18 protein-coding genes and 2 tRNA genes are annotated in these 15,946 nt (G+C 60.9%); 11 read left to right on the forward strand and 9 right to left on the reverse strand.

All coding sequences use genetic code 11. The features are described from left to right. Nucleotides 1-106: 106 nt before the first annotated feature. On the forward strand, nucleotides 107-550 hold the full coding sequence (locus HFX_RS02655) for an NUDIX domain-containing protein (RefSeq protein ID WP_004057772.1): 444 nt from the start codon (nucleotides 107-109) through the stop codon (nucleotides 548-550). Between the two features lie 12 nt (nucleotides 551-562). Here the strand turns inward: HFX_RS02655 and HFX_RS02660 are convergent, their stop codons facing one another. Next, the gene (locus tag HFX_RS02660) at nucleotides 563-1,210 is read right to left on the reverse strand and encodes a VOC family protein (RefSeq protein ID WP_004057770.1); all 648 of its coding nucleotides are present in this window, start codon (nucleotides 1,208-1,210) and stop codon (nucleotides 563-565) included. A 135-nt stretch (nucleotides 1,211-1,345) separates the two neighbouring features. On the opposite strand from HFX_RS02660, the gene HFX_RS02665 reads away from it, so the two are divergent. The 4 genes from HFX_RS02665 to HFX_RS02680 all read left to right on the forward strand — a co-directional run bounded on the left by HFX_RS02665 (nucleotide 1,346) and on the right by HFX_RS02680 (nucleotide 5,243). After that, nucleotides 1,346-2,167, forward strand: a complete 822-nt coding sequence (locus HFX_RS02665) for a lipoate--protein ligase family protein (RefSeq protein WP_004057769.1) — start codon at nucleotides 1,346-1,348, stop codon at nucleotides 2,165-2,167. A gap of 98 nt (nucleotides 2,168-2,265) precedes the next feature. Beyond that, nucleotides 2,266-3,108, forward strand: a complete 843-nt coding sequence (locus HFX_RS02670) for a deoxyribonuclease IV (protein ID WP_004057767.1) — start codon at nucleotides 2,266-2,268, stop codon at nucleotides 3,106-3,108. Between the two features lie 57 nt (nucleotides 3,109-3,165). Next, a complete protein-coding gene (locus HFX_RS02675) occupies nucleotides 3,166-4,380 on the forward strand; it encodes an endonuclease/exonuclease/phosphatase family protein (protein WP_004057765.1) in 1,215 nt (404 codons plus the stop codon). Between the two features lie 107 nt (nucleotides 4,381-4,487). Further along, nucleotides 4,488-5,243, forward strand: coding sequence for a class I SAM-dependent methyltransferase (locus tag HFX_RS02680; RefSeq protein ID WP_004057763.1), 756 nt, complete (start codon nucleotides 4,488-4,490; stop codon nucleotides 5,241-5,243). A gap of 151 nt (nucleotides 5,244-5,394) precedes the next feature. Here HFX_RS02680 and HFX_RS02685 read toward each other — a convergent pair whose 3' ends face one another. After that, complete coding sequence (locus HFX_RS02685; RefSeq protein ID WP_004057761.1) at nucleotides 5,395-6,030, reverse strand: NAD(P)-dependent oxidoreductase; 636 nt, start codon at nucleotides 6,028-6,030, stop codon at nucleotides 5,395-5,397. Nucleotides 6,031-6,204: 174 nt separating this feature from the next. Between HFX_RS02685 and HFX_RS02690 the strand changes: the two genes are divergently transcribed. Beyond that, the gene (locus tag HFX_RS02690; RefSeq protein ID WP_004057760.1) at nucleotides 6,205-6,537 is read left to right on the forward strand and encodes a winged helix-turn-helix transcriptional regulator; all 333 of its coding nucleotides are present in this window, start codon (nucleotides 6,205-6,207) and stop codon (nucleotides 6,535-6,537) included. Nucleotides 6,538-6,645: 108 nt separating this feature from the next. Here the strand turns inward: HFX_RS02690 and HFX_RS02695 are convergent, their stop codons facing one another. Continuing rightward, nucleotides 6,646-6,861, reverse strand: a complete 216-nt coding sequence (locus HFX_RS02695) for a zinc ribbon domain-containing protein (protein WP_049917438.1) — start codon at nucleotides 6,859-6,861, stop codon at nucleotides 6,646-6,648. 87 nt (nucleotides 6,862-6,948) lie between these two features. Between HFX_RS02695 and HFX_RS19940 the strand changes: the two genes are divergently transcribed. Together HFX_RS19940 and HFX_RS02700 are read left to right on the forward strand one after the other, a co-directional pair. Beyond that, nucleotides 6,949-7,113 (forward strand): hypothetical protein, encoded by a 165-nt coding sequence (locus HFX_RS19940; RefSeq protein WP_004057756.1) that lies wholly within the window; start codon nucleotides 6,949-6,951, stop codon nucleotides 7,111-7,113. Nucleotides 7,114-7,151: 38 nt separating this feature from the next. Beyond that, nucleotides 7,152-7,226: transfer RNA gene (locus HFX_RS02700), tRNA-Met, on the forward strand. A 195-nt stretch (nucleotides 7,227-7,421) separates the two neighbouring features. Here HFX_RS02700 and HFX_RS02705 read toward each other — a convergent pair. Then, nucleotides 7,422-8,069 (reverse strand): DUF7095 family protein, encoded by a 648-nt coding sequence (locus HFX_RS02705; RefSeq protein WP_004057754.1) that lies wholly within the window; start codon nucleotides 8,067-8,069, stop codon nucleotides 7,422-7,424. A gap of 113 nt (nucleotides 8,070-8,182) precedes the next feature. On the opposite strand from HFX_RS02705, the gene ncsA reads away from it, so the two are divergent. Together ncsA and HFX_RS02715 are read left to right on the forward strand one after the other, a co-directional pair. Continuing rightward, nucleotides 8,183-9,148, forward strand: a complete 966-nt coding sequence (gene ncsA / locus HFX_RS02710) for a tRNA 2-thiolation protein NcsA (RefSeq protein ID WP_004057752.1) — start codon at nucleotides 8,183-8,185, stop codon at nucleotides 9,146-9,148. 256 nt (nucleotides 9,149-9,404) lie between these two features. Continuing rightward, on the forward strand, nucleotides 9,405-11,528 hold the full coding sequence (locus tag HFX_RS02715) for a plastocyanin/azurin family copper-binding protein (RefSeq protein WP_004057746.1): 2,124 nt from the start codon (nucleotides 9,405-9,407) through the stop codon (nucleotides 11,526-11,528). A 76-nt stretch (nucleotides 11,529-11,604) separates the two neighbouring features. Here the strand turns inward: HFX_RS02715 and ftsZ are convergent, their stop codons facing one another. The 3 genes from ftsZ to HFX_RS02730 all read right to left on the reverse strand — a co-directional run bounded on the left by ftsZ (nucleotide 11,605) and on the right by HFX_RS02730 (nucleotide 13,822). After that, nucleotides 11,605-12,816, reverse strand: a complete 1,212-nt coding sequence (gene ftsZ, locus HFX_RS02720) for a cell division protein FtsZ (protein WP_004057744.1) — start codon at nucleotides 12,814-12,816, stop codon at nucleotides 11,605-11,607. Between the two features lie 2 nt (nucleotides 12,817-12,818). Further along, nucleotides 12,819-13,004 carry a ribbon-helix-helix domain-containing protein gene (locus tag HFX_RS02725; RefSeq protein ID WP_004057742.1) on the reverse strand — a complete coding sequence of 62 codons (186 nt, stop codon included), beginning with the start codon at nucleotides 13,002-13,004 and terminating at the stop codon, nucleotides 12,819-12,821. Between the two features lie 212 nt (nucleotides 13,005-13,216). After that, entirely contained in the window at nucleotides 13,217-13,822 is a 606-nt protein-coding gene (locus tag HFX_RS02730; RefSeq protein WP_004057740.1) for a ribbon-helix-helix protein, CopG family, read from the reverse strand. A 113-nt stretch (nucleotides 13,823-13,935) separates the two neighbouring features. On the opposite strand from HFX_RS02730, the gene HFX_RS02735 reads away from it, so the two are divergent. Further along, nucleotides 13,936-14,009, forward strand: a tRNA-Tyr gene (locus tag HFX_RS02735). Nucleotides 14,010-14,297: 288 nt separating this feature from the next. Here HFX_RS02735 and HFX_RS02740 read toward each other — a convergent pair. Continuing rightward, nucleotides 14,298-15,044, reverse strand: coding sequence for a sugar phosphate isomerase/epimerase family protein (locus tag HFX_RS02740; RefSeq protein WP_004057738.1), 747 nt, complete (start codon nucleotides 15,042-15,044; stop codon nucleotides 14,298-14,300). A 20-nt stretch (nucleotides 15,045-15,064) separates the two neighbouring features. Further along, nucleotides 15,065-15,790, reverse strand: a complete 726-nt coding sequence (locus tag HFX_RS02745; RefSeq protein WP_004057736.1) for a 2-phosphosulfolactate phosphatase — start codon at nucleotides 15,788-15,790, stop codon at nucleotides 15,065-15,067. Nucleotides 15,791-15,946 lie beyond the last annotated feature (156 nt).

Here is a 15,946-nt window from a genome sequence, read left to right on the forward strand (position 1 = left end):
CCCTACGCGACATGTTGCTGGAAGCCCCTGCGGCTGTTTCGACTCCAGACCACGCGAGTGTCTGCGATGGAAACCAATATCTCGGCGGGGGTCACCACTCGGCCGCATGGACCAGTACGCCTACGTCGTGAACGTCGAAGGGGCAGTCGCCCGAGACGGGAAGTACCTCCTCATCGAGCGCGCGCCAGAGGAAGAACACGCCGCCGGGGTGTTGGCGTTTCCCGGTGGGAAAGTCGAACAGTCACCGGGTCACACCGCACCAATCGAAGCGACCGCGCGCCGCGAACTGAACGAAGAGGTTGGCATCGAGGTTGGCGCGGTCGAGTACGTCCTCAGTCGGACCTTCGAGGCCGTCGGCACGCAGTGCATCAACGTCGTCACGCTGTGCGAGTACGAGGGCGGTGAGGCACACGCCCGCGCACCTGAGGAGGTGGCCGCTGCTCACTGGCTTTCGCCCGAGGAGATTCGCGACCACGACGACGCACCGGAGTATCTCAAAGAGGATATCGAAGATATCGAGGCATATAGACGCGAAACCACGAATCAGTAGCTCGAAGTCCCGTCAGTCGACGTTCACGCGATACGGCAACCCTTCCGGGTCAAACGCCCCGTCAGCGTCGCACTGCACGGACACCGGGCCGACGGTGGCCTCTCTATCGGTTGGATACCACGGCCGACCGGCAGGCGCGACGACGAATCGCCCCGCTTTGTCGCCGACGAACGCTACGGTGTCCTCACCAAACTCACCCCAGCGTTCGATGTCGAGGGCGGCGGTCAAGTCGTCGATAAACGAAGACACGTCTGGGACGGTCATCCCGACTTCCGTCGCGCCGCGGAGGTCCGTTCCCGGGTCGAACTCGCCGGACGATTGGCCGTCGTAGCAGACGTACTCGATGACGTTGCCTTCTGGGTCTTCGAAGTACACTGAATCCGCCTCTATGAAGTCGAAGCGGATGCTTTCGCCCTCGTCCGTTTCGAGGATGTCGATGTCGTGGTCGTTGAGCCACGAAACCACAGATTCGATAGCCGCATCGACGGTAAAGGCGAGGTGACCGGGGTTCGTATCGCCGAGTTCGAACCAGAGCGTGGTCTCGCCAGCGGTCACGGAGCGCTGTGACCCCGGAACGGGTGCGAATCCGAGTGTCTCGGCGTAGAACTTACACAGCGAGATCGGGTCTTTCGCGGCGATGGCAACGCGGTGAAATTTCATAGACGAATGTCACCGCGGCGTGGTATAATCGAATCGCTCGGTCGAGGTGGTTGCAGTTGCTGTTTTGCTATCGGTTGGGGAGTCCTCTCGGCGAGCGTCGAAATCGCTTTCTTCCCGCTTGTGTGTATCCAGCGTATGAACGACTCGGAGGGCGCACTCGCCGACCGCGAGTGGCGGTTGATTCGAGAGGACATCCGGCCCGGTCCAATGCAGATGGCACTCGACGAAATCGCGGGTGAGACGGCCGCCGCGGGCGGTCCCCGGACGGTTCGCGTCTACTCGTGGGAACCCAGTTGCCTCTCGCTCGGGTACGGACAGGACCCCGAGACGGTCGACTGGGAGTTCTGCGAGCGCGAGGGCATCGACGTGACTCGCCGACCGACCGGCGGCGGTGGCATCTACCACGACCGCTACGGCGACATTGCCTACTCCATCGTCGCCCCGAAGGACGAACTCCCCGGCGACCTCATGGACTGCTATCACCTCCTGTGCGAGCCGATTTTGGATGCGATTCGCTCGGTCGGCGTCGACGTGGATTTCGTCGACGACGACATGCCGGTCATCTGGCACCCCGCGTGCTACCTCCGAGCGCTCCACCCCGCCCACGACATGGTCGCCGAGGGTCGGAAAATCGCGGGGAACGCTCAGTATCGCCGTCGAGATGCCGTCGTCCAGCACGGGTCGCTCACGTACTCCGTCGATGCCGAGACGCATCTCGACGTGCACGACGGCCACGGCGTCTCCCCCGACGAGTTTCGCGAGCGCGTCGTCGGTATCGACGAACTCGCGGACGTGTCCCGTGAGACGTTCGTCGAGGCGGTAACCGACTCACTGGCCGAGTTCGCCGACGCCGAGGAGGGGTCGTGGACCGATGACGAACTGGAACGCGCGCGCGCTCGCGTCGAAGAGAAGTACCGCGCAGACGAGTGGGTCCGGCGAACCCCGAACTCGAAGTAGAAAACAGTTGTTCCGGTCGCTCTGCCAGTTCGAATGCCCACTCCGGCCGCCCCGCCAACTCCGAAGTCCCTTTGTTGGGGTACTGCGTGGAGTTCGGCATGCGAGTTGGAGCACACGTTTCTATCGCCGGTGGCGTCGACAATGCGGTCGGAAACCAAGTCGACGTCGGCGGGAACTGCGGTCAGATATTCACCCACTCTCCACAGGTGTGGCAGGACCCCAACATCGGCGACGAGGAGTCCGACGCCTTCCGCGAGGGAACAGTTGAGTCGCTTGCGGGTCCGTGGGTCATCCACACGTCGTACCTCGTCAACCTCTGTACGCCGAAAGACGGCCTGCGCGAGAAATCACTCGACTCCATGCAGAAGGAAGTCGACGCCGCGGCCAAACTCGACATTCCCTACGTGAACGTCCACCTCGGTGCCCACACCGGCGCGGGTGAACAGCAGGGCCTCGAAAACGCCGTCTCCGTTCTCGACGAAATCGACGTCCCTGACAGTGTCACCATCCTCATCGAGTCCGACGCCGGGTCGGGCACGAAGATGGGTGGCGACTTCGCCCACCTCGGATACGTCCTCGGAGAGTCCGAACAGGACCTGGATATTTGCCTCGACACTGCCCACGCATTTGCCGCGGGCTACGACCTTTCGACGGCCGAGGGTGTCGCCGAGACGTTCGAAGAACTCGACGCCGAAGTCGGACTGGAGCACCTCAAGTGCGTCCACCTGAACGACTCGAAACACGAGTGCGGCACCAACAAGGACGAACATGCCCATATCGGCAAGGGTCTCATCGGCGAGGAGGGAATGCGCGCGTTCATCAACCACGATGCCATCGTCGACAACGACGTCCCGCTCGTGCTGGAGACGCCGACGGAAAACGGCAAGAGCTACGAGTGGAACATCGAGCGCGTCCGCGAGTTCCGCGCCGACAAGAATTAATAGATAACTAATATATCGAACAACGGTTATCGGGGGCGCTTTCTAACTGTCATCTGAATGTCCCAAGTCCACGACACTCACTCTCGCTGGACTCGACGTACCGTCCTCCGTCGTGCTGCGGCAGTTCCCCTGACCGCCGCCGTCGCTGGTACAGCGCGTGCTGAGTCGTCGGTGAACGCGCGAGTTGCCACGCTGAACCTCGGTCTCGGCGTGAGTCTCGCGCCATTTCTATCTACGGACGACGAAACGGAGCGACGTCACGTCGTCGGCAATCTATACGAGTCCGTCGAAGCGAGCAACGTCTCCCGACGGATGGCTGTTCTGGCGGAGGAACTCGTCGCTGTCGAGGCTGACGTCATCGCACTCCAAGAGGCCGCGTTGGTCTCCGCCGCCGACGAGGGCACCGTCGATTTCCTCGACGAACTGACGGCAGCACTCAATGACGGTAATAGCGACTACCGCGTCGCCGCGGTATCCGAGACGACAGTTGTCTCACTCCCGGGAATCATCGACGAAGAGCAGACGACTGTCAGCCTCCACGACAGGGACGCCATCCTCGTTCGGGAGGGAATCGAAGCGACCGAGCTTCAAGGTGGTACCTTCGAATCCACACTCGAGGTGTCACTCGGCGACGAGGACGACGAGTCGATTCAAATCTCGCGTGGGTTCGCCGCCGTGACGGTTTCTATCTCTGACGGGTCAGCGTTCACCCTCGCTTCGACACACCTCGAACGAGCGAGCCAATCGGTTCGAACCGAACAGGCGACCGAACTCACCAACTGGGCCGAGGCGCGTGACGGCCCACTCGCCCTCGCTGGTGATATGAACGCGACCCCGGGCGACGAACCCTACGAAGGGATTGCAGCAGCTTTCGAACCAGTGACTTCGGACGTTGGACCGACATGCTGTTGGAGCGGTGACCTAACCAGTGGCGAACTGACTAGAACGGTCGACCACGTCTTCGTACGCGGACTCGAAGCGTCCGAACCCGCTCGCTTCGCCTACAGCGAGGACGTTCGAATAGAAACCTCGGGTGGCGACCGGTGGCCGTCGGACCACGCGGGTGTCGTCGTGGCTATCGAGGCTTCGACCAGCGAAACGGCATCCCCGAAAGCGACGTCCACGGAAACGACGACAGGACGGCCCTCACCCAAGCAATCGCAGACGAGTACTGTCACGGCTTCGACTTCGACGAGTGCTCCCGGATTCGGTCTCTTGGCAGCGATGTTTGCGCTGGCCGCTGCCGCTGTCCGTGCTCGACGAAGCGACTAACTGGTGCCCTTCTGCGTTCACCACACCGACTGATTTTTGCCTCACCATGCCCGAATCCGGGTGTGCGACGCTTTTCGGAATCGTACCTCCAACGGACGCGGGAGGGGATGTGGGACGACTCGCGCACCGCCCTCACCGATTTAGACCTCGACGGACGCGACCGCATTCTCGACGTTGGGTGTGGCACAGGCGAGTTTTCGCGTGTCCTCTCCGAGTCATCCACCGCCGAGGTCGTCGGCGTTGACGCCGACACTGACTTGCTCTCGGTTGCAGCCGAGCGTCCGAGAATCGAGGTCGTCACTGGCGATGCAACGCGCCTCCCGTTTGCCGAAGACAGTTTCGACCTCGTCGTCTGTCAGGCGCTTCTCGTGAACCTTCCCGACCCGGCGGCCGCACTGTCGGAGTTCGCCCGCGTGTCGTCCGACCTCGTCGCCACGGTCGAACCCGACAACGCCGCCGTCGGTGTCGACTCGACGGTCGATTCGGAAGTTCCGCTCGAACGCCGCGTCAGGGATGCTTTCCTCGACGGAGTCCGGACCGACGTGGCACTCGGCGAGCGCGTGACGGACCTGTTTTCCGACACCGGGCTGTCGGTCCTCGGAACCCGACGCTACCACCACCGAAAACTAGTCGAACCGCCGTACGACGAGTACGACGTTCGGAGCGCGGCACAGAAAGCGACCGGGGAAGGACTCGACCGTCACGAGGCGGACCTTCGACGGGGTCTCAGCGGTGACGATTCGTACGAGTCAGTTCGGCGCGAGTGGCGACAGATGGGCCGCGAAGTCGTCCAACAGATTCGCGACGGTGAGTACCGACGGGCCGAAGTCGTCCCGTTCGACGTGACGACCGGGCGAGTGTGAATCTGAGATATCTCTTCTGGGCGAGTACGTAGTTAGTAGGGCCGGCTAGGGAGTTACTGAGTTAGCAGAGCCGACTACGTGAGTTACTGAGTTAGTAGAGCCGACTACGTGAGTTACTGAGTTAGTAGAGCCGAGTGCGTAAGAGAGCGGGCTAGTATCCGACGCCGAGTTGCGTCCGAATCGCCGCGTCGTTCTCCAGTTCATCTACGAACACGACTGCGAAGTCCTCCATCGAGATGTGGCTTTCATCGTCTTCGTCGACGACGAGTTGCCCGTCAGAAGTCCGGTACTCGCCGGTTCGTTCGCCCGGTTCGATACTCGCTGCGGGCGCGATGTACGACCAGTCGAGGTCGTCTGCCGCACGGATGCGTTCGAGTGCGTCGATGTGTGCCTGTGCAATCGGGACCAACTCGTCCGGGAATCCATCGGTCTCGATGAGTCTCGTGTCCGGTCCGACGCGGAGTCCACCCGCGCCGCCCGTCCAGACGAGCCGCTCGACATCCGCCGCTCGAAGCCCCTCGATGACTGCGTCCGTCATCGTCAAGAGTGATTCAGCGTCTCCTTGGGCAGGGCCGAGCGCAGAGGCGACTGCGTCGTGGTCTGCTGCGAGTTCCGCCACCGCGTCTGTGTCAGTCGCATCTCCGGAAACAGCCTCGAAGTTGGTATCGTCGATTCCGTCTATCTCACCGCTGCGAGAGACGCCAGTCACCGTGTGGCCGCGGTCGAGTAGTTCTGCTGCGATTCGTCGTCCGATTCGGCCGCTTGCACCGAGTAGTAGTACGTTCATTGTTGGTTGGGGCTGTGTGGGTAGTGTGGCTGTGCGTTGGTTGGGACTGTGTACCGGCCGGGATTCGTCACTGTCGCCGAACCGCTTGCGAGTGAGTGGTCATATTTTCACACCAGGTGTTGGAGCGTGATTTTGATATAGGTTTGCGAACGTAGGGATGACCAAGTCACGCTGATGTCACCGCAACAGAACCTCGAAGAAAAATATTCGAACTGCCCGGTTATCAAGACGCTCGAAGAGGTCGGCTCACGGTGGCGGATGACGGTTATCCACGTCCTCCGCGAGGGAGACCTCCGGTTCAACGAACTCAAACGAGCGACGAACGCGAACTCACAGACGCTCTCGCGCGTGCTGGATGACCTTCAGGAGATGGGGTACGTCGAACGAGAAGTCGAGGAGGGGAGTCCCGTGGCGGTCTACTACTCACTCACACTGAAGGGTGAAGAGCTGCTTCCCGCATTCGATGATATCCGCGAGTGGGGAGAGAAGTGGATGAAGACCGAGTGACAGAGACGGAACGAGGGAGAGTCAGAGTATCCACTCGTGACTGGGGATGTCGGATGTCACTGGCTAGTCCCGTCTCAATAGGCCAGTTCGCGGCGGAAGCCGCGCTCTTTAGCCCAAAAAGAGGTCCACGAAGTTTCCGCTGGACCGACCGCTGTAGAGTTCCGAGTAGCCGCAGTTGGCACACGAGACGACGGTGAACTGGCGGTTCTGAATGTCGAAAAATTTCGAGAGACCGGACCCGGTGGTTGCGATGGAGTCCATCTCAGTCTCGGAGTGACCGCATTTTGGGCAGCCATCACGGTCGCTGTCTGGTGGAGGGCTCATGGTAGATTGTGGGTACCCACAGGATAAAAATCCACTCCAATTGTCATTTACGAAACGATTACCGCTCCCGAACCAGTAACTGACGATATGGCAATTGGTGTCGTATTTATCTTCGTTCTCTTGTTGAGCGTCGGCGGGATGTTCGTTCTCTATCACGCTATCCAACGCGAGACGCGCGACCTGCCTCGGATGAGTCGAGAGGAAGCGGAACGAAAAGCTCGCGACGAAGCGTACCGAAACGACGGGCCGTAATCAGAAGCCTTACCCGCGTCAGTCGATTCTGGTGTAGTAGCGGGATGGGATAGCCAGGAGATTCCGCCGGGCTCATAACCCGGAGATCGGTAGTTCAAATCTACCTCCCGCTATGATTTTGCCGACCTCAACTCCTGAGCGCCGAGGCTCGTCTCGGCGCGACCCATCGAGGTCGGTCACATAGCTCAGGAGATTTGAACCAGCGAGCGTTAGCGACCGAGGTTCAAATCTACCTCCCGCTATGCTCCTGAAAACGCCAGTAGACGGTTCCGACCGAGTCGCCGTCGCCGACAACGAGTTGATGACTACTAGACGACGTCGCCGCGGACCGACGTTCCGGTCTGTTCGGCCCGGTAGGCACGCATCGCATCGACGGCCGTGTCGGCCTCGTCGCCCTCCAATCCGAGCATCTCCAGCGCGCCGCTGAGCGTCGGGAAGGCGAACTCGCTCTGTCGGAGTTTCTCCATCGCGTCCGGCGAGCGCTGGCCGTCGGCGTAGAGACAGACGCCCCGCGGGTCGAGAATCTGCTCGTACGCCTCGCGGGTGACCGCGCCTTTCAGCCGCTGGGTGACGTTGTCCTCGAAGGAGGCGTTGCAGACTTCGAGGTGGACGGGTTCGTCGTCGTCCGGAAGCAGGTGGGCGGCGAGGCATTTCTCGGGAGCGGCGTAGCCGTTCGCGTTCGCGCGAAGCAAGTTGGGATGTTCGCGTGCCCACTCGGCGCGGACGCTCTTGCCGACGCCTTTCACACCGTGCGACTGCTCGAACTCCTCGGCTGCGTCCGGGTCGCCCCGAAGGAGGATGTCTTTCGTCACGTACACGTCGAGTCGGTCGAGCGGGTCGAGGCCGAGGGCGACGTCGCCGTAGACCCACACCTCCCGAATCGGGACGGGAAGCGTCTCGGATTCCACGGCATCGACAATTTCTTCGACGCGGTCGAGGGCGGCGTCTCGCTCCATCGCCTGTTTCTGAGGGGCGGAGAGGCAAACCGGTTTCGCGTCGGTCACGACACATTAGATACGTCCGCTCCGAGGCGAAACCCGTATCCCTCCTGCCAAGCAAGCGACCGGCAATGGAGTGCGACAAGTGCAGTCGCGACGCGGTCATGCACGCGGCCTATTCCGGGGCACATCTCTGCGAAGACCACTTCTGTGCCTCGGTCGAGAAACGCGTGCGACGCCGCATCCGCGAGGACAACATGCTTCCCCGAGACGCGACGCCAGACAATCCCCAGACGTGGGTCATCGGACTCTCCGGCGGGAAAGACAGCGTCGTTCTCACGCAGATTCTCGACGACACCTTCGGCCGCGACCCGCGAATCGAACTCGTCGCGTTGACCATCCACGAGGGAATCGAAGGCTACCGCGACAAGTCCGTCGACGCTTGCGTCGAACTCGCTGCGGACCTCGATATCCACCACGAACTGGTCACGTACGAAGACGAGTTCGGCGTCCAGATGGACGACGTGGTGGAGAAAGACCCCGAGAACATGGCCGCGTGTGCCTACTGTGGCGTCTTCCGGCGCGACCTCTTAGAGCGCTTTGCCGACGAACTCGGCGCGGACAAGCTCTTGACCGGGCATAACCTCGACGACGAGGCCCAGACGGCGCTCATGAACTTCTTCGAAGGTGACCTCAAACAGGTCGCAAAGCATTACGACGCCAGTATCGGCGACTTCGAGAAGCGCCGCGACGCAGGCGAGTTCATCCCGCGAGCAAAGCCGCTCCGCGACGTTCCCGAAAAAGAAATCGCACTCTACGCACACCTGAAGGACCTCCCCGCGCACATCACCGAGTGCCCGCACTCCTCGGAGGCGTACCGCGGCGAGATTCAGCAACTCCTGTTGAAACTCGAAGAGAACCACCCCGGAACGCGGCACTCCATCATGGCGGGCTACGAGGAGTTGGCCGAGATGACCGCCCGAGAGTACCGCGGGGAAGGCCGAGTCGACCTCAACGACTGCGAACGCTGCGGGTCGAAGACCGCCGGCGACGTGTGCCGGAAGTGCCGTCTCATCGAGTCGATAGAGGCCGTCTGACGACCGCCGACAGGCGGAACAGACCGGCTGTCTCGGAGTCATACGGAACGCAGCGATTTTCCGAATGACGAGACGCCTCTACCGTCTCGAACCGCTCGACTCGATGCGGTTCTCGTGCTTTTCCCTTCGTTTTCGCTCTGGTGACTGTAAGCAACGGTTAGGTATCTATCGGGGTCGTGTGGTCGCGCTACCCGTGCGGGTACCACGCATCGCCGCCGCGGGGTTATGATTCCCATCGCACATCCATAGAACGACAATGCAACAGCGACGGAGACAGTTTCTCAGACTCGCCGGAGTCGGTCTCACGGCATCATTTGCTGGCTGTGCGGCCAGCGAAGGTGAGGGCGCGGAAACGACGACAGAAGAGACGGCAACGGCTACACCGACACCATCGACGGATGGCGACCAACCACCGGGCGCGGACGTACTCGGCGGTCCAAACAATTTGCAGTCGGAAGTGTCAGTTCGGGCGGCAACGCTCGACGCCGACCAAGGGGCGGGCCAGTTCGTCTTCACGCCCGCCGTCGTCTGGGTGGAGTCAGGGACCACCGTCTCGTGGAGCATCGAAGGGATGGCCCACTCGGTGACGGCCTACCACGAGGACAACGACAAGCCGCACCGCGTTCCCGAGGGTGCGGCGGCGTTCGACTCGGGGACGCTCGAAGCGGGAAAGACGTTCGAACACACCTTCGAGACGCCGGGCGTCCACAACTATTACTGCACGCCACACGTGGGACTGGGGATGGTTGGTCTGGTCGTTGTCGATGCACCACAGGGTGGTCCGGGGACGACAGACCCCGCTTCGGACCTCTCGGGCGCGGCGGCCGAACACCTCTCGATGCAATTGAACGCGGCGGGTATCGACGGAGGTAGCGGCGAGGCGGCCGCGGGCTATTCGTGGACCGACGCGACGTGGGACTCGTACTGGTACTCGCTGTACAACATGAGCACCAACATCGCCATGAGCGGCAACGGGGTGTTGTTCCCGCACAACGAGGAGCAACAGCAGGCGTTCGACAAGCGAGTCCCGGCGATGCTGAAACACGCCGACGCGGACAAACCGCCGGTGAAAAAGCCGAATCTGAACATGGCTCCGTTCACGACGGGCGACCCACACTTCACGCAGAAGCCCGTCTTACAGGGTGAAGACGGACGACCCGACGCCTCGACGCTCACGTGGGACCTCTCGAAGTCTTCGAAGGTCGTCAGCCCAGCGTCGGTGGCGTGGACCCATCTGAAGGGCGTCACGTGGGCGAAGAACTTCGAGACGCACTTCGAGACGCTCCCGCCGAAGATTGCGGCGAAGTTCCGCGCGCAGATGCTCACGACACTGGCACAAATCGGCGTCAAGGCGACGCTCATCGCGGGTGGGCCGAAAGGGAACGGCGCGTTGACCCAGGACGACGGGAGCTTCCCGCTCGTCTCGGGGTTTAGTCCGGGGACCGGCGAAGTCGTCGATGCTGAGTCGCGTCCGAACCAACACGCGGCAATGTTGTGGTATCTCTCGAACCTCAACAGTCTCGCACAGAACGGTTGGTTCGGGTACGTGAATCCCGAACCACTCATCCCCGCGAAGAAGATTCAGGCGCTCACCGACGGGATGGCGAAAGCGACGATGCAGGCGTTCGACTCCGAGACGATTCTTTCGGCGGGGACGACACGTGACATCGGCGTGATGCTCGGCGGCGTCGGCTGGTACGGGACGCAGGCAGGGTCAGACGAAATGCAGCAGTCTGCCGTCGAGTACGCAAACTCGCTTGTATCGGCCATCGAAGACAACCACGCCGGGAACGGCCGCATCGAGAACGGGGCCGAGAACGACGCCGCCACACAGGGTGTCGTCGCACAGGGTCTCCTCTGGGCCGACCAGCTTTCGGGAGTTAACACTCGGGAACTCGCCACTCCGGTTGTCGGGTATCTTCTCGACGAACTGTGGGACGATGACGCCGGAACGTTCGCCAGTTCGCCGGACGCGACGACGTATCACATCACCTCCCGTGACGCGGGTGACACGACCGGCGGGCTAAACGCCGCTGACGTGCTCCTCGACGTGGACGTACAGGAAACGTACGCGCGCTACTTCAACCAGACGTTCAACCGGGGCCGCCTCCAGCGTGCGGAGCGACCGCAGTCACGCGATACGAATGCCGAACATACCCTTCCACTCCCACCGGCCGCCGGTGACGAGTTCGGGCAGGCAGCCGTCTATAACGACGCCGTCGAGTACGACACCGAGTCGGACGCGTGGTCTGTCGTCGATGACGGATTCACCACGGCCGACGCACTCTATCTATCGAATCAGGAGATCTGGATTAGCCATTGGGGTGGTGATTTCTACCACGGCCGCGGTGTGCCGGGGCGGTCGGAGACGCCGCCGTAGTCGCGTCTGCGCTGCTCCCACGTTGCGTCTCTAAGAAATAAGAGAAAATCGGTGCCGTAGTTTCGCCGAGGACCAGTTACCGGATAACGTCGAGACCGTTGTTCTTCTCGACTTCGTCGCGGCCACCGTCGGACCAGGTACCGCTCTGCGGCGTCTCGACACGGTTCGAGCTATCGAATTCCGAGTCTTGGTATTGTTGCTGCTGTTGTGTCTCGTGGGACTGAGACTGGATACTCTGACGAGACTTGTCGGCCTGTTTCTGCGTCGTCGGGCCGAGAACCTGCGCCGACTGGACGCCAGTCATGATGGCCATGACGCGGACTTTCCCTTTGTACTCGTCCTGAATGCGAGCGCCCCAGATGACGTTCGCGGCGGCTTCCAGCCGTTCGGTGATGTTGCTCGCGATTCCCTCGGCCTCCTTCAAGGTGAGGTCGGGGCCGCCCGTAATGTGGACGAGACCACCGGATGCACCACGGTAGTCAACGTCGAGAAGTGGGTGGTTCATCGCGTCGTTGACCACTTCTTGGGTCTTGTTTTTGTCTTGTGTCTCTCCGACGAGCATCACCGCGACGCCGCCCTGATTCATAATCGTCGACATGTCAGCGTAGTCGAGGTTGATGAGCGACGGTTGGGTAATCGTCTCCGAGATGCCCTTGACGGTTTCGGCGATAATCTGGTCCATGACCGAGAACGCCTTGCCGATAGGCAGGTTCGGGACGTAGTCGAGGAGGCGGTTGTTGTCCAGGACGATGATGGAGTCGGCCTCGTTACGGAGGTTCTCGAGTCCTTCTTCGGCCTTGACCGTTCGGGCGCGCTCGACGTTGAACGGGGTCGAAACCATACCGACGACGATTGCGCCTTGCTCTTTGGCGATCTTGGCAACGACAGGTGCTGCACCAGTACCGGTGCCACCACCCATCCCTGCGGTGACGAACACGAGGTCGGCGTCGCCAAGGACGTCCTTGATAGTTCCCTGTGCCATCTCAGTGGCACGCTCACCCATCGAGGGGTCGCCACCGGCACCGAGACCCTGCGTCAGGGACTTCCCAACGAGGATTTTGGTGTCCGCTTCGATCATCTTCAGGTGTTGCTTGTCGGTGTTGATGGCGACCGTATCGGCACCTTCGACACCGATGTTGTACAGGCGGTTGATAGTGTTGTTCCCGGCACCACCACAGCCAACGATGACGATACGTGGGTCGCCGAACTGGTCGTCGCTGTCGTCGAGCGACTGCGTCTTACGTTCGGCTTCGTCACGTTCCATCGCCTCGCGAACGATATCCTGCATTGTTACACCTTTGCCCAGCCGCGCTTGCTGGTAGATTCGTGTTGTCGCTTGTCGCTTGTCTGTTCATTGAGCATATCGCGAACGGCGGACCGAATGGCTTCTGACCGGTTCGGGAATTCTCCCGTTTCGACCATTCGCTCGACCTCCTCGATTTGCTGCTTCGGAATTCGTAGTGTCACACGCTCCATATTTTACATTCCCCCGGTAAGACGGTGCGCCGCACGCGAGTGCGAGTGTCTTACGCCCCGAAACCAACGGACAGCACCGTGTTCCGGGCCACCGTTGGGTGGCTGTAAGACAACCGTCTTACGCGATAATCACCACAGAGGGATAGGATATAAATGTAACGGCAATTGTAAGACAGAGGCCGAATGTCACGTATAGCGGACTTTAATCGGTGTTATCCCTGTTCGAGAACATCGGCTGCAGGTGTCCGACGGCCGCAGTCGGGGCAAAATCCCCAGTCCGAGCGTAATTCGTCACCGCATTCACAGAACACTCGGTGGGAGGTCTTCTCGCCACAGTTCGGGCAGTAGACGTGGTCGTTGCCTACTAGTTCACCACATTGACTACAGTTCGAGGATTGCTCGCTCGGGTCAGTAGCTTCAACGTTATCGGATGTCTTACGTTTTGTATTCGCTGCCGTTTCTTGGTCGAGTGACGTGTTTACGCCGGATTCGCCGTTTGCGCCGTCGACGTTGATGTTGACGTTTAGTTCGGACGGGTTCTGACGGTCTGGTGCGCGGGCGGAGATGGCATCGTCAACGAGCGTCGGGAGTCGCTCGTTCAATCGAGCGTCGACAAGCTCCTCGACGCAAGTGGAGAGTGCGCCATCGAGTCCGCTATCACTGTCTTTGTCCGTCGGTTCGTCAGACGCTGCGTCGTCACGTTCCAACTCGTCGAGATACTGACGGAGTGCCTCGCGCATCACCTCGCTTTTGGACGTATCGAGGTGGTCCAGTCGCTCGACGAGGGCATCGTCGGCGCGGAACGTGATTTTACTCATCTATGCGGGAATGATTTTGCCAGTATATTAATGTTCGCACGTGTCTGACACGGAGCAGACAGGGCGCGGAGAATGATAATGGTTAAAACCGTCGACCGGATAGAAATCAGTGACCGCTCTTAGCTCAGCCTGGCAGAGCAGCCGACTGTAGATCGGCTTGTCCCCCGTTCAAATCGGGGAGAGCGGATTTGTTTTTCAAGCCCGGTCGAGCCGTTTGAGCAGCGAGCAACGCGAAGCGTTGCGGTGGGTTCCCGCGAGTATCACGAGCGGAAGTTCGTGAGTCGAGAGACATCGTGGTCGTTGTCGGGAACGTCACCCGATTGCGCGAGCGACGTAAGCAAACTTCATCCGAGGCGTTCCCAGATGATTCGCTGAAGGTGATTCAGTCGGCTGTCAAAACCGTCTCGAAGAGTGTCTTCGAGGATACCATACCGTCTCGACGTCGGGGTTGTCGTCTGGTCTGCTGGCCGATAGATTACTGGGGAGAGACACACCGCTCGATATCGCGTAGCGACTTCATCTCTAGGACGTGGTACTCGGCGCCGAGGCCGTCAGCGACCTCTCGATACGCCGGCAGTGGGTCGTGACTGTCGTCGGTGCCATCGTTGTCGTGGAGGTGTGCGACGACGACGTCGTCACCGAGCACCTCAAGAAACGCGCTGACATCGACTCCGGTCGCCTTTGCGTGCCCAACGTCCAGCGTGACCGACGGCCGCGGTGCCGCTTCCGCGATATCCTCGATGAGGGACGCAAATCGGTCGGGGTACGCGGTCAATCGGTGTTTTTCCGGTTTTTCCCGCTGGTTCTCCACGCAGAGCGGAACGCCGACATCGGCAGCGACCTGGGTGCACTCGCGGAGCGACCGAACCGCAGCATCCCGACTGACCTCACGGACGCGCTCCGGATAGTAGGGGCGGAGCGTCCCGCCGTGAACGACAACCGCGCCTGCGTCGGCCGCCGCTGCTGCGGAGAGCGATTTTTTGACGGCCGTTACCGCAGCTTTTCGCAGCGTCTCGTTCGGATTCGCGAGATTGCACTCTCGATGTGGTGCGTGGTAAGAGACCGTGACGTCGTGGTCCGCTGCGACCTTCCGAACACGTGCGGGCGACGGCGGGTCTGGGTGGGTGTCGAGATAGCCCTGTCGTAGCTCCACGTGTGACAGCCCCCGTTCCGTGAGGAATTCGACGAACGTTTCGAACGACTGTTCGAACCGGAGGTCCATCGAGGCGCCAAACCGCTTAGTCATCGGTCTTGAGCTCGCACGAGCTTGTCCCCCTCAAGCCACGGCACGACATCACGGGAGTTAATCGCCGTGGCGTATTCGTGCAGATCCGCTTGGCGAATCTCGTGTTTCTCCTCGTATCTTGGTCCCTTCGCGGCTTGAAGAAGTACGTCGAAATGTGCGCGTTCCGCGTGGCTGAGCGGCTGGTCTCTGAGGTGTCGGTCGATGAGAACCGCCCCCAGCATGTCGTCAGTTGTCATCTCCCCACCCGAGCCCGCTGCGACGATGAACGTGGGCCTGTCGCGGTCTTGGAGGTATTCGGCGATGGCCTCCGCGTTCGTGTAGCCACCGACGAACACCTCGACATCGTCGCCACCACGGTTCTTGAGCGTCGTCACCGCTCGTCCCCCGTTCTTCGACGTCATCGCAGTCGGTTGGCTGGCGACGTCGAGCCGCTGTACGTAGCTCGGTGAGTTGAAGAAATCGTACCCCGGGTCCGGGTCGTACTCTTCGGTCTTGCTGCCACCGATGAGCGTATCCGGAACTCTCTCCTGAAACTCGAACTCGTCGCCGCGTTCGTCCGTGATATGTACGTAGGCGGCACCGTTTCCGAGGAGCTCTGACACCGTTGTCGAGAAGTGCGTCACGTCGACGACGACGTAGTCACCGGCTGGGGGGTGTTCGCTGATTTCGCTGCGACTCCGCAGAATGCGGTCACTGACTGATTGCTCGCTGGTAGCGTGCATAGAACTGTGCCACCGTTTGCTAAAGTAATCTGTTACTATTGGTCTAATATAGTATTCAATATTTTTATAATATCTCTGTGCCGCTCAGGAACAGTGTAGTCCGCTCTGTTATCCAATTATAAGTCGCTATTATAGTTGTCTGGAAACTCGCGGCTG

The organism is Haloferax mediterranei ATCC 33500 (assembly GCF_000306765.2).
GTDB classification, from domain to species: domain Archaea; phylum Halobacteriota; class Halobacteria; order Halobacteriales; family Haloferacaceae; genus Haloferax; species Haloferax mediterranei.

Bases quoted from the DNA above. Each gene is read 5' to 3' on its own strand.
- HFX_RS19940 (WP_004057756.1), top strand. From the start codon at position 6,949: ATGGCAATTGGTGTCGTATTTATCTTCGTTCTCTTGTTGAGCGTCGGC.
- HFX_RS02655 (WP_004057772.1), top strand. From the start codon at position 107: ATGGACCAGTACGCCTACGTCGTGAACGTCGAAGGGGCAGTCGCCCGA.
- HFX_RS02745 (WP_004057736.1), bottom strand. From the start codon at position 15,790: ATGCACGCTACCAGCGAGCAATCAGTCAGTGACCGCATTCTGCGGAGT.
- HFX_RS02685 (WP_004057761.1), bottom strand. From the start codon at position 6,030: ATGAACGTACTACTACTCGGTGCAAGCGGCCGAATCGGACGACGAATC.
- HFX_RS02695 (WP_049917438.1), bottom strand. From the start codon at position 6,861: ATGAGCCCTCCACCAGACAGCGACCGTGATGGCTGCCCAAAATGCGGT.
- HFX_RS02740 (WP_004057738.1), bottom strand. From the start codon at position 15,044: ATGGACCTCCGGTTCGAACAGTCGTTCGAAACGTTCGTCGAATTCCTC.
- HFX_RS02730 (WP_004057740.1), bottom strand. From the start codon at position 13,822: ATGAGTAAAATCACGTTCCGCGCCGACGATGCCCTCGTCGAGCGACTG.
- HFX_RS02680 (WP_004057763.1), top strand. From the start codon at position 4,488: ATGTGGGACGACTCGCGCACCGCCCTCACCGATTTAGACCTCGACGGA.
- HFX_RS02715 (WP_004057746.1), top strand. From the start codon at position 9,405: ATGCAACAGCGACGGAGACAGTTTCTCAGACTCGCCGGAGTCGGTCTC.
- HFX_RS02725 (WP_004057742.1), bottom strand. From the start codon at position 13,004: ATGGAGCGTGTGACACTACGAATTCCGAAGCAGCAAATCGAGGAGGTC.
- ncsA (WP_004057752.1), top strand. From the start codon at position 8,183: ATGGAGTGCGACAAGTGCAGTCGCGACGCGGTCATGCACGCGGCCTAT.
- HFX_RS02665 (WP_004057769.1), top strand. From the start codon at position 1,346: ATGAACGACTCGGAGGGCGCACTCGCCGACCGCGAGTGGCGGTTGATT.
- HFX_RS02675 (WP_004057765.1), top strand. From the start codon at position 3,166: ATGTCCCAAGTCCACGACACTCACTCTCGCTGGACTCGACGTACCGTC.
- ftsZ (WP_004057744.1), bottom strand. From the start codon at position 12,816: ATGCAGGATATCGTTCGCGAGGCGATGGAACGTGACGAAGCCGAACGT.
- HFX_RS02690 (WP_004057760.1), top strand. From the start codon at position 6,205: ATGTCACCGCAACAGAACCTCGAAGAAAAATATTCGAACTGCCCGGTT.
- HFX_RS02670 (WP_004057767.1), top strand. From the start codon at position 2,266: ATGCGAGTTGGAGCACACGTTTCTATCGCCGGTGGCGTCGACAATGCG.
- HFX_RS02705 (WP_004057754.1), bottom strand. From the start codon at position 8,069: ATGGAGCGAGACGCCGCCCTCGACCGCGTCGAAGAAATTGTCGATGCC.
- HFX_RS02660 (WP_004057770.1), bottom strand. From the start codon at position 1,210: ATGAAATTTCACCGCGTTGCCATCGCCGCGAAAGACCCGATCTCGCTG.